This is a genomic window from Roseomonas sp. WA12, from assembly GCF_054165765.1.
The window spans coordinates 372,655-386,803 of the sequence record NZ_CM135108.1 but is presented as its reverse complement, the minus strand read 5'-3'; the positions used below and the strand labels follow the sequence as shown (position 1 = coordinate 386,803).

Genomic DNA, 14,149 nt, shown 5'->3' with positions numbered 1-14,149 from the left:
CCTCTTTTTTGACAGTTTTGCGCGCGCGGGCTGGTAGGGTGCCCCTAACGGCGAAGACGCCGGTGGGGAGGTTACGAATGCTGGGCCAAGGAATTTTCGGTGGTCGCGACAAGCCGCTGCCAAGCGAGGTGGCGGTCCATATCACGCAGGATGATTCGGGCGCGCTGGTGGGTGTGGTGGTGGTTCCCGGCAGCTATCCCGCTGCAATTGCCAGTGGCGAGATGCCGGAGGGGCCGGGGCTGACCTGCCGCCCGGCGGCGCTGGCCATCAATGACGGGATCCGAAAGTCCCAGGCGCTGCAGGCGCCGCTCGTGATCGTCGATCCCTATGGCGTGTGGAACGAGGAGTGGGGCGAGCTACGCTCGCACTAGCGCAGCAGAACGGGCAGCAGGGCGTCCAATCGCAGGCGGCCTTCGGTGGTGGCCTGCAGGCGGCCATTCGGCAGCCAGCGGAGATAGCCCTCCTCCATCAGGGCTTCGAGCATCGGCTGGTCCACCACCGCGTCGAAGGACAGGCCGCTGCGGGCCGTGATGCGGGCGGGGTCGATGCCCTCTGTCAGGCGCAGGCCCATCAGCATCGCCTCGCGTCCACGCTCGACGGGGGTGAGGGCTTCCTCCTCCACCCGGGCGTGGCCGTCGCGCTCCACGCGGTCCAGCCAGATCTCTGGTGCGCGGTGGCGGCGGGAGGCCATGACGGTGCCGTCCACGGTCAGGCGCTGATGCGCGCCGGCGCCGATGCCGAGATAGTCCCCGTAGCGCCAGTAGGCGAGGTTGTGGCGGCTCTCGGCGCCGGACTTGGCGTAGTTGCTGACCTCATAGGGGGCCAGGCCGAAGCCGGCGGCTTCCTCGGCCGTCGCGTTGTAGAGGGCGGCGGCGTCCTCGCCTTCGGGCAGGCGGAAGGCGCCGCGGGCGTGCTCGGTGGCGAAGCGCGTGCCGGGTTCGACGGTGAGCTGGTAGAGCGAGAGGTGGTCGGCGGCCAGGGACAGGGCGCGGCGGAGTTCGGTGCGCCATTCCGCCTCGGACTGGCCGGGGCGGGCATAGATCAGGTCGAAGGAGAGGCGGGGGAAGGTGGCGCGGGCGTGTTCCAGCGCCGCCACCGCTTCACCGGCCGAGTGGTTGCGGCCGAGGAAGCCGAGGGATGCGGCATCGAGCGCCTGCACGCCCAGGGAGAGGCGGTTGACGCCTGCGGCGCGGAATTCACGGAGCTTGGCGGCCTCCACGCTCGTGGGGTTGGCCTCCAGCGTGATTTCCAGGTCGGGTTCGGGCGCGAAGAGGGTGGTGGCGCGGGCGATGAGGGCGGCGACGGCCTCGGGTGGCATGAGGGACGGGGTGCCGCCGCCGAAGAAGATGGAGGCGAGGCGGCGCGGGCGATTGAGGCGCGCGGCCTCATGCTCCAGCTCCGTCAGAAGGGCGCGGCCGTGGCGGGTAGCGTCCACGGCGGGGCGGACATGGGAGTTGAAGTCGCAATACGGGCATTTGGCCGCGCAAAACGGCCAATGGATGTAGAGGGCCAGGGGCTCCACGGTGGTCGCCGGGGCCGGGTTGGGGGCCAGGGTTGGGGCGTCGCTCACGGCCGAGATATGGTCATGCCGGGCCATCAGGGCAAAGGCGAGGCGGCGGCCGGGGTGTAGCCAAGGCCGCGCGTCGGGGGCAGGAAGGGGGCAATGGCCGGCGACCGGCAGCTGCGGAGTGTCCTGTCCCTGTCCGCTTCCACCTCCTCGGCCGAGCTTCCGGAAGACGGCCTTCCCCAGCCCCGGCGCAACTGGGCCACCGCGGCCGTCGCGCTCGGCATCACCATGGCGGTGATCGACAGCACCATCGGGTCGGCCGCGCTGCCGACCATCGCGAGGGCGCTGGACACGACTCCGGCGGCCTCTATCTGGGCGACCAATGCCTATCAGCTGGCGGTCACGGTCTCGCTGCTGCCCTTGGCCGCGCTGGGCGAGATCGTGGGGTACCGGAAGGTCTATCTTACGGGGCTGGTGCTGTTCACCATCGCCTCCCTCGGCTGTGCCCTGGCAACGAGCTTCGACGGGCTGGTCGCGGCGCGGGCCTTCCAGGGCTTCGGCGCGGCGGGGCTGATGAGCGTCAACTCGGCCGTGATCCGCTTCATCCAGCCACGGGCGCGGCTGGCGCGGGGGCTGGGGCTGAACGCGATGGTGGTCTCCTCCTCGGCCGCGGCGGGGCCGACGGTGGCGGGGCTGATCCTCGGTGTCGCGGACTGGCCCTGGATCTTCGCGGTGAACGTGCCGATCGGGCTGGCGGCGCTGCTGATCGGGTGGAGGAGCCTGCCGGAGAGCCCGCGCGGGCGGCATCGCTTCGACGTGGTGAGCGCGATTCTGTCGGCGGTCACCTTCGGCACGCTCATCCTCGGCCTCGATTCCCTGGCCCATGGTGGCGCAGCCTGGGCGGCGCTGCCGCAGGTGCTGGTGGGACTGGCGGCGGGGGTTTGGCTGGTGCGGAGGCAGGTGGGGGTGGCGCGGCCGCTGCTGCCGGTGGACCTGCTGCGGATCCCGGTTTTCGCGCTGTCGGTCTGCACCTCGCTGTGTTCGTTCGGGGCGCAGGGGCTGGCCTTTACCGCCCTGCCCTTCCTGCTGCAGAGCGGCTACGGGTTCTCGGTGTTCCAGGCCGGGTTGCTGACGACGCCCTGGTTCCTCGCCACCGCTGCCGCGGCGCCGCTTTCCGGGCGGCTGATGGACCGCATGCCGGCGGCAGTGCTGGGAGGCGTGGGGCTGGCGATGATGTCAGCCGCCCTCGGGCTGCTGGCGATCCTGCCAGAGGCGCCCTCCGCCGCGGATATCGCCTGGCGGATGGCGCTGGGAGGCTTCGGCTTCGGGCTTTTCCAGACGCCCAACAACCGCACCATGGTGGGCGCTGCGCCACCGGAGCGGGCGGGGGGCGCGAGCGGGATGCTGAGCACTGCCCGGCTGCTGGGGCAGACCACCGGCGCGGCCACGGTGGGGCTGGTGCTGGGCTGGATGGCGGGGATGCCGGTCGGGGCGCCGAAGCTGGCGCTGACTCTCGGCTTCGGGCTCGCCGCGGTCGGCGCGGGGGTGAGCCTGCTGCGGCTGCGGGCGCGGGGGGTAGGGCCCCTGGCGTGACCTCTCGCCGCTCCCGTGCTAGGGGCGCCAAACCCATGGCACCCCTTCGATGCTCCGGCGGCTGACGCGCCATCCCCGCTTCCTGGCGGCTGCGGCCCGGCTGCTGGGGCTGTATATCGCGCTCGTCCACCGGACCACGCGCTGGACCCTGGCGGGCGATGCCGCCATCGCGGCGCTTCAGGCGCGGCCAGGGCCGGTCATCCTCTCCTTCTGGCACGAGCGGATTGCGCTTGGCCCGCGCCCCTGGATCGGGATGCAGCGGCTGGTGCCGGCGCTTCGGCCGAAGCGGCCGCAGGTGCTGGTCTCGCAGCACCGGGACGGGGTGTTCATCGGCGAGGTGGTGGCGCGCTTTGACCTCGACATGATCTACGGTTCGACCTCCAAGGGCGGCAGCCAGGCGCTGCGGATGATGCTGAAGATCCTGCGCAAGGATGGCGTCGTGGCGATCACCCCCGATGGGCCGCGCGGGCCGCGACGTGTGGCGGCGGCAGGCGTCGGGCAGTTGGCGGCCGTGTCAGGGGCGCCGGTGCTGCCCTATGCGGCCATCACCACCAGGCATTTCCGGCTGCGGTCCTGGGACCGGATGGTGATCCCCCTGCCCTTCTCGCGCGGGCTGATCGTGCTGCATCCGCCCTTTGTGGTGCCCGGCCATGCCGCCGAGGATGGGCGGGCTGCGGTGGAGACGGCGCTGAGCGCGGCCTGCGACGCGGCGGATGCCTGGGCCGAGGCGCGGCGGGCCGGGCGCGACGGCGCGGCGGAACTGGCAGCCGCGCAGGCGCTGGCCCGGCAGGCGCCCCCGGCTTTTCCGCCGGCGCCGCCGCGGATCGAGCCCGGCAATCGGGCGGTGGCGCCAACCGGCGCCGAGGATCCGCACGGGACCGCGGCGTGATCATGGGCCAGCCCGCGCATCCCGGGGAACCACCGGGGCTGGAGGGAGCAGTGCCCTTGCGCCCCGCCCTTCCGGATGGCTGGCGCGGCACCCTGCCGCTGCTGGCCTGGCGCGCGGCGGCCACCGTCGCGGCGCCTCTGCTTCCGCTCTGGCTCGCGCGGCGGGCACGGCGGGGTAAGGAGGATCCGGCGCGACTGGGTGAGCGCCGCGGCGAGGGAGCGGAGCGGCCGCCCGGCCCGCTGCTGTGGCTGCATGGGGCGAGCGTGGGGGAGAGCCAGTCGGCCCTGCCGCTGATCGAAGCGCTCGCGGCTTCCCGGCCCGGGCTGCGCTTCCTGGTGACGACGGGGACGGTGACGGCGGCGCGGCTGCTGGCGGAGAGGCTGCCGGCCGGGCTGGCCGGGCGGGTGCAGCACCGCTTCGCGCCGCTGGATGTGCCGGCCCATGTGGCACGGTTCCTCGATGGGTGGCGACCGGATGCGGCGGTGCTGATCGAGAGCGAGATCTGGCCGAACCTGATCGGGGCCATTGCGGAGCGGGGCATCCCGCTGGCCCTGGTGAATGCGCGCGTCTCCGCCCGCTCGGCGCGGGGTTGGGGGCAGGTGCCGGCGATGGCCCGGCGGCTGTTCAGCGTGCCCTCGCTGGTGATCGCGCAGACCGAGGCGGATGCGGAGCGGCTGCGGGCGCTCGGGGCGCGCACGACGCAGGCCTGGGGAAACCTGAAATTCTCGGCAAGGCCGCTGCCGGCATCGGAGGACGCGGTATCCGCCCTTCGCACGGCCATCGGCGCCCGGCCGGTGCTGCTGGCGGCCAGCACCCATCCCGGGGAGGAGCCGCAGGTGGCCGAGGCGCATGCGCGCCTTGCCGCGCGACTACCAGGGCTGCTGACGGTGATCACCCCCCGCCATCCCGAGCGCGGGCCTGCCCTGGCGCGGGAACTGGCGGCGCTGCCGGACGCGCCCTCGGTCGTGCTGCGCTCGGAGGGAAAGGTCCCGGGGCCGGGCACCGCCATCTACCTGGCCGACACGCTGGGGGAGCTTGGGCTGCTGTACCGCGTGGCGGGGGCGGCGCTGATCGGGGGGTCCCTCGTGCCCCATGGCGGGCAGAATCCGCTGGAGGCGGCCCGGCTTGGCTGCCCGGTGCTGCTGGGCCCGCATACCGGCAACTTCACCGCCATCGTGGACCGGATGCTGGCCGCCGGCGCCGCGCTCCGGGTGGCGGATTCCGCCGCGCTGGCCGAGGCGGCGGGGAGCGTGCTAACGGAGCCGGACCGGGCCCGGTCCATGACCACGGCCGCCGCCCGGATCGCAGCCGATGCCGGGGCCCTGCCCGAGCGCATGGCCGCGGCGATCGAGGCCCTCCTGCCCGCCCCTCCCCTGACCGGGGCCGGGGTCGTGGCGGACCCAGGATAAGGACGCCAGACGGCACCATGCGTGCCCCCGAATTCTGGACCGGGGATGGCAGCGGAATCGCGCCCCTCCTGCTCTCCCCCTTTGCCGCGCTCTATGCCCAGGCCACGGCGCGCCGCGTCGCGCGGCCGGGCTGGCAGGCGCCTGTGCCCGTGATCTGCTGCGGCAATGCGACCGCGGGCGGGGCAGGCAAGACGAGCCTGGCGCTCGATCTCGGCCAGCGGCTGGCGAACCGGGGCGTGTCCGCGCATTTCCTCACCCGCGGATATGGCGGCACGCTGCGCGGGCCCGTGCGGGTGGAGCCGGGCAAGCATGACAGCACCGCGGCGGGGGACGAGGCGCTGCTGCTGGCGGCCCAGAACCCCACCTGGATCGCGGCGGATCGCGCGGCGGGCGCGCAGGCTGCGATCGCGGCGGGCGCGCAGGCGCTGATCATGGATGACGGGCTGCAGAACCCGACGCTCGTGAAGGACCTCGCCTTCCTGACCATCGATGGCAGCTACGGCTTCGGCAACGGGCGCTGCATCCCAGCCGGGCCGCTGCGCGAGCCGGTGGCCGCCGCCGCGGCACGCGCCCAGGCGGCAGTGCTGATCGGGGAGGATACCTGTGGGGCGCTGGCACAGCTGCCTCCGGGCCTGCCCGTCCTGCGCGCACGCACCGTGCCGGGGCCGGAGGCGAAGGGGCTGGCCGGACAGGCGGTGTTCGCCTTTTGCGGCATCGCCAATCCCCGCAAGTTCTTCGCCACCCTCTCCGAGGCGGGCGCCATCATCGCCGGGCGGGCGCCCTATGCCGACCACTACCCCTATGATGCCGGAGATATGCGCGAACTGCTGGCCGAGGCGGACCGGCTGCGGGCCATTCCCGTCACCACGCGCAAGGATTTCGTGCGCATCCCGCCCGCCTTCCGCGCACGGGTGACGGTCGTGACGGTGACGCTGGCCTGGGACGAGCCTGCGCAGCTGGAGGCGATGCTGGACCCCCTGGCCGGACGCGTGCCGGTTCCGGCCTGAGGCGGCCGACAGGCGGATCGGTTACGCCGGCCGCATTTCGCGGCGCGCAAGCGACGGCCTGAAGCTTTCAGGAGCCGTGACGATCGGACGGCGAAACCCTTTCGTGCTGCGCTGCGATACCGGACCATGCGCCGCCTTCTTCTTCTCGCCTTCCTCGTCCTGTCCGCCTGCGCCTCGCAGCCTGAGGGTCCCTCCCCGTCCCGGTCCACCAACGGTCCCTCCCTTGCCCCCGCCGGTCCCGGCGCTGCACGGCTGGTGGCCGCGGCGGAGGGCGAGTGGCGGGCATGGGGGCGGCTTTCAGTGGTGGGATGGCCCGTTGCGCTGGAGCGCACGCCGGACGCTACGTCGGAGCTGTTCGAGCGGCTGATGTCCTATTGGTCCGCGACGCCCGAGGGGCCGGAGGTGGTGACGGCGCACCGGAACTTCCGCGACACGATCACATCGCCCTCCGCCACCTCCGCTTCGCTGGATCCGGTCTCTGGGCTGCCTTTTGAGGTGGTGCCGGCCAATGTGGCCATTTCCTCCTTCAACCACCCGGCCTGGTCGGCAGCCTTCATAAGCTACTCCATGGCGCAGGCGGGGATGCCGCGGAGCGACTTCGATCCCTCGGCCAGCCACGCACTCTATGTCGACCGCATGATCGCCAACGCGATGATGGACCCCACCGGCGCGGCCTTCGTGCCGCACGGGTTGACGGAGTACGCGGCCCGGCCGGGGGACCTGGTCTGCGCGGACCGGGCGTCCTCGCCGATCTATGACTGGCAGTCGCGGCTGGCGGAGACGGGGCGGTTCCGGCCGATGCATTGCGATATTGTGGTGCGCGCCGGCGGCGGGACGATCGACATGATCGGCGGCAATGTGATGGACGTGGTACTGCGGCGGCGGATCCCGACCGATGCACAGGGGCACGTGCTGCCGCCCCCGCCGGAGCGGGCGCCGTTCTTTGTGGTGTTCGAGAACCGGCGGTGACGCCTGGTCCCGGGAAGGCCCTGGCCTTCCCAGAGGCCGATCAGTCCAGGTAGCGCCCGCGCAGGTGTTCCATGAAAGCCGACGGATCGAGGGGGCGGCCGGTGGCGGAGCGCATCAGGTCCTGGAAGCCGAGCAAGGATCCCTTGTTGTGGACGGAGACGCGGAGCCAGTTCACGAGGGGGCTGAAGTCGCCCTGGCCCATGGCCTCATCCATCCCCGGTAGCGCGGCGCGGGCTGCCTGCATGAGCTGGGCTGCGGCCATGGCGCCGAGGGTATAGCTGGGGAAGTAACCGAAGGCCCCGTCATGCCAGTGGATGTCCTGCAAGCAGCCCCGGCGGTCGTCGGGCGGGGTGATGCCGAGGAGGCGGTGCAGGCCTTCGTTCCAGGCGCCAGGCAGGTCGGCCACCTTCAACTCTCCGGCGATCAGGGCGCGTTCCAGGCGGAAGCGCAGGATGACATGGGCGGGATAGGTGAGCTCGTCGGCCTCCACGCGGATGAATCCGCGCTTCACCCGGCGCCAAAGGCGGGCGAGGTTTTCAGGGGCGTAGGCGGTGGGCGCACCGCCGAAGGCCGCGTGGAGTTCCGGGCCGAGCCAGGAGAGGTAGGGGTCGGAGCGGCTGGCCTGCATCTCGATGATAAGGCTCTGGGACTCGTGGGCGGCCATGCCGGCGGCCTCGCCTACAGGCTGGCGGGCAAAGGCCTCGGGCAGGCCGCGCTCGTAGAGGGCGTGGCCGGTCTCGTGGAGGATGCCGAGAAGGGATTGCTCGAAGGAGTCCGGGGTGTAGCGGGTGGTGATCCGCACGTCGGTGGGGGTGCCGCCGCAGAAAGGGTGGGCGCTCTCGTCGAGGCGGGCGTGGTCGTAGTCGAGGCCGGCGCGCTCGGAGAGGCGCCGGCCGAGGGCGCGCTGGATCTCCGGCGGGAACGGGCCTTCGGGCTGGATCGGGGCGGGGCGGCGGGCCTGGATCTCCTCGGCGCGGGGCAGGGCGTCCTTGAGGAAGGCTTCGTAGGCGGCGAAGACGGGCTCGACATCGGCGGCGCCGATCCCGGCCTGGTAGCCCTCCATCAGCGCGTCATAGGGCGTGAGGCCGGTGGCGGCGGAAAGGGCGGCGGCGGTTTCGCGCTGCAGGGCAACCACCTCCTCGAGCCAGGGGCGGACGGCGGTGAAGTCGGCGCGCGGGCGGGCTTCGCGCCACACGCGCTCGCAGGCGGAGTTAGCGCGGGCGGTGGCCTCGACCAGGGTTTCGGGCAGGGCGGTGGCGCGCAGGTGTGAGCGGCGCATCAGCGCGAGGTTGGCCTCGTCCCAAGCGCCCTCCGCCGAGGCCGTGGCGAGGTCCTCGCAGATCTCGGGGGCGACCAGCATGGAATGGGCGACACCGGCCAGCACCGCGAGCTGCTCGCCGCGGGCTGCGCCGCCGCCGGGGGGCATCATGGCCGAAGCGTCCCAGCCGAGCATGGCCTGGCACTCGCCGATGGTGGCGATGCGGGCGTACCGCTCCTTCAGGCGGGCATAGGCGTCATTGGTGTCGTTCACGGATCGTCCTTCCGGATGGCCCAGGCGATCAGCACGCCGACCAGCGAGGCGGCAAGGCCGTACCAGGTGATGGCGTAGCCGAGATGGGAGTTGCTGGGGCGCGGCAGGGTCTGCGCGGGAGCCGGCAGAGTTTCCCGCGGCAGGCCGGCCGGGGCGAGGGCCACGAGCAGGTCGGGGCGCGTGGCGGGCAGGCCCAGGGCGGCGCCGATGGCGGCCGCGTCGGCGGTGTAGAAGCGGCGGCCGGCGGTGTCGTCGGTGGCGGCGAAGAAGTCGCGCGGGTGGGGCGGGGAGAGGTAGCCGGTGACCTCAACCGAGCCTTCCGGGCGGGCGATGGGGGCGGCACTGCGGTCAGTGGGAACCCAGCCGCGGTCGACGAGAAGGGGAGGCATGCCCGCGACCTCCAGCGGGGTGACGAGGCGGGTGCCGAGGGCGGTGCCGCGGACCTCGGCGCCGAGGGCGGATTCGAGGTCGTGGCGAAAGCGACCGGTGACCTGCACCTTGGTGAAGGGCTCGCTCGCGGCGGTCAGCGGCAGCGGTGGGCCGGCCTCGGCAGTGGCGATACGGGCCAGCAGCTCGGTCTTCCAGTGCAGGCGGCCGACTTGCCAAGTGCCGAGGGCCAGCAGGATGGCCAGCACGGGGATCGCGGCCAGCACGGCCGGGAGAAGGCGCCGGCGGCGGGGGGCCATCGGGGGGGTCATGTAGGGGCCTTCAGAAAGGGGGGCCTTCAAACGACGAACCCCGCCCGGCCTGCCGAAGAGATTCGGCCAGCCGGACGGGGTGCAGGAGCGGACGCGAGGGGATCAGTGGTGGGCGATCTCGCCCGCACCCCAGAGATAGATGCAGATGAAGAGGAACAGCCACACAACGTCCACGAAGTGCCAGTACCAGGCGGCCGCCTCGAAGCCGAAGTGCCGGCGCGGGGTGAAGTCGCCGCGCCAAGCGCGGACGAGGCAGACAAAGAGGAAGATGGTGCCGACGATCACGTGGAAGCCGTGAAAGCCGGTGGCAAGAAAGAAGGTGGAGGGGTAGATGCCGCCGCCCGAGAAGGCGAAGGGGGCCTCAGCGTACTCAACCGCCTGCAGGAAGGTGAAGAACATGCCCAGCAGAACGGTGATGGACAGGCCCTGCAGCATGCCCTTGCGGTCGCCCTCGATCAGCGCGTGGTGCGCCCAGGTGACGGTGCAGCCGGATAGCAGCAGGATCATCGTGTTGAGGAAGGGCAGGCCGAAGGGGTCGAAGGTGAGAATGCCCTTGGGCGGCCAGATATGGGTTTCGGCGCCGGAGACATGCTCCGGGTACAGCGCGAAGTGGAAGTAGGCCCAGAAGAAAGCGACGAAGAACATCACCTCGGAGGCGATGAACAGAGCCATACCGTAGCGCATGCCGATGCGCACGATCGGCGTGTGGACGCCGGGCTGCTTGGACTCGCGGATGACGTCGCGCCACCAGAAGAACATCGAGGCGAAAGTGCCGACGAGGCCCAGGCCGAACATCCAGTGGATGTTGTAGTGCGACCAGAGCACGATCCCGAACAGCAGCGCGCCTGCCGAGAAGGACGAGATCAGCGGCCAGGGGGACGGATCCACCAGGTGGTAGGGGTGCTTGTGCGGCGCCGGCGGCTCGGCGGGATCGAGCGTCATGCCGGCGGTGGTTGTGTCGAGGGAAGCCATCGCGCGTCCTGGTGATGCGGGGCCCGGGCCGCCCCTCGGTGGGAGGTCCCGGACGCCCCGGGAGTCCTGGGTCATCAATCCCGCAAACGGCGGCGCGGATCAAGGGTTAGCCGGGCGTCTCGGCGACGTGCGAGAAGGCTGTTTAAGGGGTGGCGGCGCGGCCCACATGCGGCCCGGCGCTGGCCAGGGCACCGCTGCGCTCAGCATCGGCCAGGGTGCGAAAGAACGTGTAGCTCAGGGTGATGGTGCGGATATCGCGGGTGTTCGGGTCCTGCGCGATAGCGGGGTCCACCCAGAAGGAGACGGGCATGTCCACGGACTGGCCGGCCTGCAACGTTTGCGCGTCGAAGCAGAAGCAGGCGGTCTTGTTGAAGTATTTGCCGACCACCTCCGGCGTCACATTGTAGGTGGCGACGCCCTCCACGGGGCGGTTGGCCTCGTTGGCCGCGTGGTAGAAGGCCAGCCCCTGCTCGCCGAGATGGACGGGCATGGAGTTCTGCGCAGCCTCGAAGCGCCAGGGCAGGCCGGGATGGGTGTTGGCAGTGAAGCGGACGGTGATCTGCCGCTCGGTTGCGCCAGGAGCGGCAAGGCCTTCCTGCACCGTGCCGTTGTAGCCGGTGACCCGGCAGAAGGCGGCGTAGAGGGGAACGGCCGCGAAGGAGAGACCGACCATCCCCGCCACGGTGGCGAAGGCGGCGGTGACAACACGGCGGTTGCGGCGGCTGGTTTGGTCGGTCATGGCCCCTCGCAGATGCGCCCGTTCGGGCCGTCCCTCAAGGGGCGGATCAGGACGTGGTGAGCTTGGCCATGGTAATGGCGTAGAAGATGGCGACGAGCGCGACGAGCACCACCAGTATGGCAATGTTGCGGCCGCGGCGGCGGCGGTAGAAGGCGGCCGCCTCTTCGTCGGACATGCGGGCGGGTTCCATCAGCCAATCACTCCGGCGGCGCGCAGCCAGTGGTCCGCCGCCAGCGCCGCGAAAAGGCCGGCAAGGTGCAGCAGAGAGAAGCGGAAAGCGGCGCGGGCGGCGGCGTCCTTGACGAGGCTGACGCCCATGGTGTCCTGCCGCTCGGTCAACACGCGCCACGCGTGGAACAGGAATCCGGCGCTGAGCACGGCGGCATAGGTGCCATAGACCCAGCCGGCGAGGCCCAGCAGCGTGGGCAGCAGGGCGAGCGGAGCCAGGGCGACCGTGTAGAGCATGATCTGGCGGCGCGTTTCGCGGGCACCCGCGGCCACGGGCAGCATGGGGACGCCGGCGCGCTTGTAGTCGTCATGCGCCCAAAGGCTGAGCGACCAGAAATGCGGGGGCGTCCAGGCAAAGACGATGGCGAAGAGGATGAGCGGAAGCACATCGACGCCGCCCGTCACCGCGACCCAGCCGATCACGGGCGGGAAGGCGCCTGCGGCGCCGCCGATGACGATGTTCTGCGGCGTCCGGCGCTTCAGCCACATGGTGTAGATGAAGACGTAGAAGAGGATGGAGCCGGCCAGCCAGGCGCCCGCGGCGGGGTTGGTGGCGAGGCCCATCAGGACCACGGACAGGACCGAGAGCAGGATCCCGAAGGCAAGGGCGGAGCCGGGATCGACGCGGCCGGCCGGGATGGGACGGCGGGCGGTGCGGAGCATCACCGCGTCGATGTCGCGGTCGTACCACATGTTGATGCAGCCCGCCGCGCCCGCGCCGAGAGCGATGCAGAGAATGGCGACGGTGCCCAGCACGGGATGGATGTGCCCAGGGGCGAGCAGCATGCCCACCAGCCCGGTGAAGACAACAAGCGTCATCACGCGCGGCTTGAGCAACGCGATCCAGTCGCGCAGTTCCGACCAGTCCGCCGAGGCGGCGGCTTGCGAAAGGGAAAGGGGGGCCGTGGCCCCCCTTCTCGTCAGGTCACTCATGGTGGTGCCTCATATCGTCCCGGAGCAGGCGACCGCAACGGGAAGATGATTGCATCAGCGAATGCGCGGCAGCTCGTCGAAGGTGTGGAACGGCGGGGGAGAGGAAACCTGCCACTCCAGCGTCGTCGCGCCCTCGCCCCAGGGGTTCGCGGCGGCCTTTTCCTTCCGGATGAAGGTCAGGGCGACGACGTAGATGAACACCAGGAAGGAAAGGCCGGAGATGTAGGAACCGACCGAGGCCACCAGGTTCCAGCCCGCAAAAGCGTCAGGGTAGTCCGGGTAACGGCGCGGCATGCCCTGGGAGCCCAGGAAGTGCATAGGGAAGAAGGTGAGGTTCACGCCGACGAAGGTGAGCCAGAAGTGCAACTTGCCCCACCACTCCGGGTACTGGTAGCCGCTCATCTTGCCGATCCAGTAGTAGAAGCCGGCATAGATGCCGAAGACGGCGCCCAGCGACAGTACGTAGTGGAAGTGCGCGATGACGTAATAGGTGTTGTGCAGGATCACCGTGACGCCGGCATTGGCCAGCTTCACGCCGGTAACGCCGCCGACCGTGAAGAGGAAGACGAAGCCGATGGCAAAGAGCATCGGCGTCTTGAAGGAGATGGAGCCGCCCCACATCGTGGCGATCCAGGAGAAAATCTTGATGCCCGTGGGCACCGCGATGATCATCGTGGCGGCCATAAAGTAGGCCCGCGTGTCCACCGAGATGCCCGAGGTAAACATGTGGTGCGCCCAGACCACGAAGCCGACCACGCCGATCGCGACCATGGCGTAGGCCATGCCGAGGTAGCCGAAGATCGGCTTGCGGCTGAAGGTGGACAGCACGTGGGAGACGATGCCGAAGGCCGGCAGGATCATGATGTAAACTTCGGGGTGGCCGAAGAACCAGAACAGGTGCTGGAACAGCACCGGGTCGCCGCCGCCCTCGGGCTTGAAGAAGGCGGTGCCGAAGTTGCGGTCCGTGATCAGCATGGTGATCGCGCCGCCGAGGACGGGGACAGAGAGCAGCAGCAGGAAAGCGGTGACGAGCATCGCCCAGACGAAGAGCGGCATCTTGTGCAGCGTCATGCCCGGGGCGCGCATGTTGAAGATGGTGGTGATGAAGTTGGCGGCGCCGAGAATGGAGGAGGCGCCGGCGAGGTGCAGGGCGAAGAGAGCCATGTCCATCGCGGGGCCCGACTGGTAGGTGCTGTCGGACAGCGGCGGATAGATGGTCCAGCCCGCGCCCGCACCCTGGCCGACGAACATCGAGCTGCCGAGCAGCAGGAAGGCCGGCACGATCAGCCAGAAGGAGATGTTGTTCAGCCGCGGAAAGGCCATGTCCGGCGCGCCGATCATGATCGGCACGAACCAGTTGCCGAAGCCGCCGATCAGGGCGGGCATCACCACGAAGAACACCATCACCAGCCCGTGGGCCGAGACCATGGCGTTCCACATCTGGCCGTTGGCGAAGAACTGCAGGCCCGGCTGCTGGAGCTCAAGGCGCATAAGCATCGAGAGCCCGACGCCGAGGAACGCCGCCACCACCGCGAAGATGATGTAGAGGGTGCCGATGTCTTTGTGGTTGGTCGAGAAGAACCAGCGCGAGACGAAGCCCGGCGCGTGGTCGTGGTGGTCGTCGTGCCCGTGGGCGGTGTCGTGCGCGGGATGCGCCATGAGTGCTCTTCCTGT

14 protein-coding genes are annotated in these 14,149 nt (G+C 70.7%); 6 read left to right on the top strand and 8 right to left on the bottom strand.

Features of this window, described 5'->3' with window-relative positions; genetic code table 11:
• Nucleotides 1–77 precede the first annotated feature (77 nt).
• A complete protein-coding gene (locus tag ACVBD7_RS01820) occupies nucleotides 78–371 on the top strand; it encodes a hypothetical protein (protein ID WP_458095816.1) in 294 nt (97 codons plus the stop codon).
• Here ACVBD7_RS01820 and hemW read toward each other — a convergent pair.
• The gene (hemW, locus tag ACVBD7_RS01815) at nucleotides 368–1,522 is read right to left on the bottom strand and encodes a radical SAM family heme chaperone HemW (protein ID WP_458097618.1); all 1,155 of its coding nucleotides are present in this window, start codon (nucleotides 1,520–1,522) and stop codon (nucleotides 368–370) included. The two genes, ACVBD7_RS01820 and hemW, sit on opposite strands and share 4 nt — an antisense overlap.
• A 141-nt stretch (nucleotides 1,523–1,663) precedes the next feature.
• Between hemW and ACVBD7_RS01810 the strand changes: the two genes are divergently transcribed.
• From ACVBD7_RS01810 to ACVBD7_RS01790, 5 genes are all read left to right on the top strand, one after another.
• On the top strand, nucleotides 1,664–3,100 hold the full coding sequence (locus tag ACVBD7_RS01810; protein ID WP_458095815.1) for an MFS transporter: 1,437 nt from the start codon (nucleotides 1,664–1,666) through the stop codon (nucleotides 3,098–3,100).
• Nucleotides 3,101–3,149: 49 nt separating this feature from the next.
• A complete protein-coding gene (locus tag ACVBD7_RS01805) occupies nucleotides 3,150–3,989 on the top strand; it encodes a lysophospholipid acyltransferase family protein (protein WP_458095814.1) in 840 nt (279 codons plus the stop codon).
• A 56-nt stretch (nucleotides 3,990–4,045) separates the two neighbouring features.
• Complete coding sequence (locus ACVBD7_RS01800; protein ID WP_458095813.1) at nucleotides 4,046–5,398, top strand: 3-deoxy-D-manno-octulosonic acid transferase; 1,353 nt, start codon at nucleotides 4,046–4,048, stop codon at nucleotides 5,396–5,398.
• Nucleotides 5,399–5,415: 17 nt separating this feature from the next.
• Nucleotides 5,416–6,405, top strand: a complete 990-nt coding sequence (gene lpxK / locus ACVBD7_RS01795) for a tetraacyldisaccharide 4'-kinase (protein WP_458095812.1) — start codon at nucleotides 5,416–5,418, stop codon at nucleotides 6,403–6,405.
• Between the two features lie 126 nt (nucleotides 6,406–6,531).
• Nucleotides 6,532–7,374 carry a DUF2272 domain-containing protein gene (locus tag ACVBD7_RS01790; protein WP_458095811.1) on the top strand — a complete coding sequence of 281 codons (843 nt, stop codon included), beginning with the start codon at nucleotides 6,532–6,534 and terminating at the stop codon, nucleotides 7,372–7,374.
• Between the two features lie 40 nt (nucleotides 7,375–7,414).
• Here the strand turns inward: ACVBD7_RS01790 and ACVBD7_RS01785 are convergent, their stop codons facing one another.
• The 7 genes from ACVBD7_RS01785 to ctaD form a co-directional block, all read right to left on the bottom strand.
• Nucleotides 7,415–8,905 carry a carboxypeptidase M32 gene (locus ACVBD7_RS01785; RefSeq protein ID WP_458095810.1) on the bottom strand — a complete coding sequence of 497 codons (1,491 nt, stop codon included), beginning with the start codon at nucleotides 8,903–8,905 and terminating at the stop codon, nucleotides 7,415–7,417.
• Nucleotides 8,902–9,603, bottom strand: coding sequence for an SURF1 family protein (locus ACVBD7_RS01780; protein WP_458095809.1), 702 nt, complete (start codon nucleotides 9,601–9,603; stop codon nucleotides 8,902–8,904). The genes ACVBD7_RS01785 and ACVBD7_RS01780 overlap by 4 nt, the downstream gene beginning before the upstream one ends.
• 102 nt (nucleotides 9,604–9,705) lie before the next feature.
• Nucleotides 9,706–10,575, bottom strand: coding sequence for a cytochrome c oxidase subunit 3 (locus ACVBD7_RS01775; RefSeq protein WP_458095808.1), 870 nt, complete (start codon nucleotides 10,573–10,575; stop codon nucleotides 9,706–9,708).
• Nucleotides 10,576–10,717: 142 nt separating this feature from the next.
• The gene (locus tag ACVBD7_RS01770; RefSeq protein ID WP_458095807.1) at nucleotides 10,718–11,314 is read right to left on the bottom strand and encodes a cytochrome c oxidase assembly protein; all 597 of its coding nucleotides are present in this window, start codon (nucleotides 11,312–11,314) and stop codon (nucleotides 10,718–10,720) included.
• 46 nt (nucleotides 11,315–11,360) lie between these two features.
• Complete coding sequence (locus ACVBD7_RS01765) at nucleotides 11,361–11,489, bottom strand: hypothetical protein (protein ID WP_458095806.1); 129 nt, start codon at nucleotides 11,487–11,489, stop codon at nucleotides 11,361–11,363.
• 14 nt (nucleotides 11,490–11,503) lie between these two features.
• Nucleotides 11,504–12,475 carry a heme o synthase gene (locus ACVBD7_RS01760; RefSeq protein WP_458095805.1) on the bottom strand — a complete coding sequence of 324 codons (972 nt, stop codon included), beginning with the start codon at nucleotides 12,473–12,475 and terminating at the stop codon, nucleotides 11,504–11,506.
• A 54-nt stretch (nucleotides 12,476–12,529) separates the two neighbouring features.
• Nucleotides 12,530–14,134, bottom strand: coding sequence for a cytochrome c oxidase subunit I (gene ctaD / locus ACVBD7_RS01755; RefSeq protein ID WP_458095804.1), 1,605 nt, complete (start codon nucleotides 14,132–14,134; stop codon nucleotides 12,530–12,532).
• Nucleotides 14,135–14,149 lie beyond the last annotated feature (15 nt).

Excerpts from the sequence above, each read along its gene's own strand:
- ACVBD7_RS01820 (WP_458095816.1), top strand. The coding sequence starts at position 78 with ATGCTGGGCCAAGGAATTTTCGGTGGTCGCGACAAGCCGCTGCCAAGC.
- ACVBD7_RS01810 (WP_458095815.1), top strand. The coding sequence starts at position 1,664 with ATGGCCGGCGACCGGCAGCTGCGGAGTGTCCTGTCCCTGTCCGCTTCC.
- ACVBD7_RS01805 (WP_458095814.1), top strand. The coding sequence starts at position 3,150 with ATGCTCCGGCGGCTGACGCGCCATCCCCGCTTCCTGGCGGCTGCGGCC.
- lpxK (WP_458095812.1), top strand. The coding sequence starts at position 5,416 with ATGCGTGCCCCCGAATTCTGGACCGGGGATGGCAGCGGAATCGCGCCC.
- ACVBD7_RS01790 (WP_458095811.1), top strand. The coding sequence starts at position 6,532 with ATGCGCCGCCTTCTTCTTCTCGCCTTCCTCGTCCTGTCCGCCTGCGCC.
- ACVBD7_RS01780 (WP_458095809.1), bottom strand. The coding sequence starts at position 9,603 with ATGACCCCCCCGATGGCCCCCCGCCGCCGGCGCCTTCTCCCGGCCGTG.
- ACVBD7_RS01775 (WP_458095808.1), bottom strand. The coding sequence starts at position 10,575 with ATGGCTTCCCTCGACACAACCACCGCCGGCATGACGCTCGATCCCGCC.
- ACVBD7_RS01770 (WP_458095807.1), bottom strand. The coding sequence starts at position 11,314 with ATGACCGACCAAACCAGCCGCCGCAACCGCCGTGTTGTCACCGCCGCC.
- ACVBD7_RS01765 (WP_458095806.1), bottom strand. The coding sequence starts at position 11,489 with ATGTCCGACGAAGAGGCGGCCGCCTTCTACCGCCGCCGCCGCGGCCGC.
- ACVBD7_RS01760 (WP_458095805.1), bottom strand. The coding sequence starts at position 12,475 with ATGAGTGACCTGACGAGAAGGGGGGCCACGGCCCCCCTTTCCCTTTCG.
- ctaD (WP_458095804.1), bottom strand. The coding sequence starts at position 14,134 with ATGGCGCATCCCGCGCACGACACCGCCCACGGGCACGACGACCACCAC.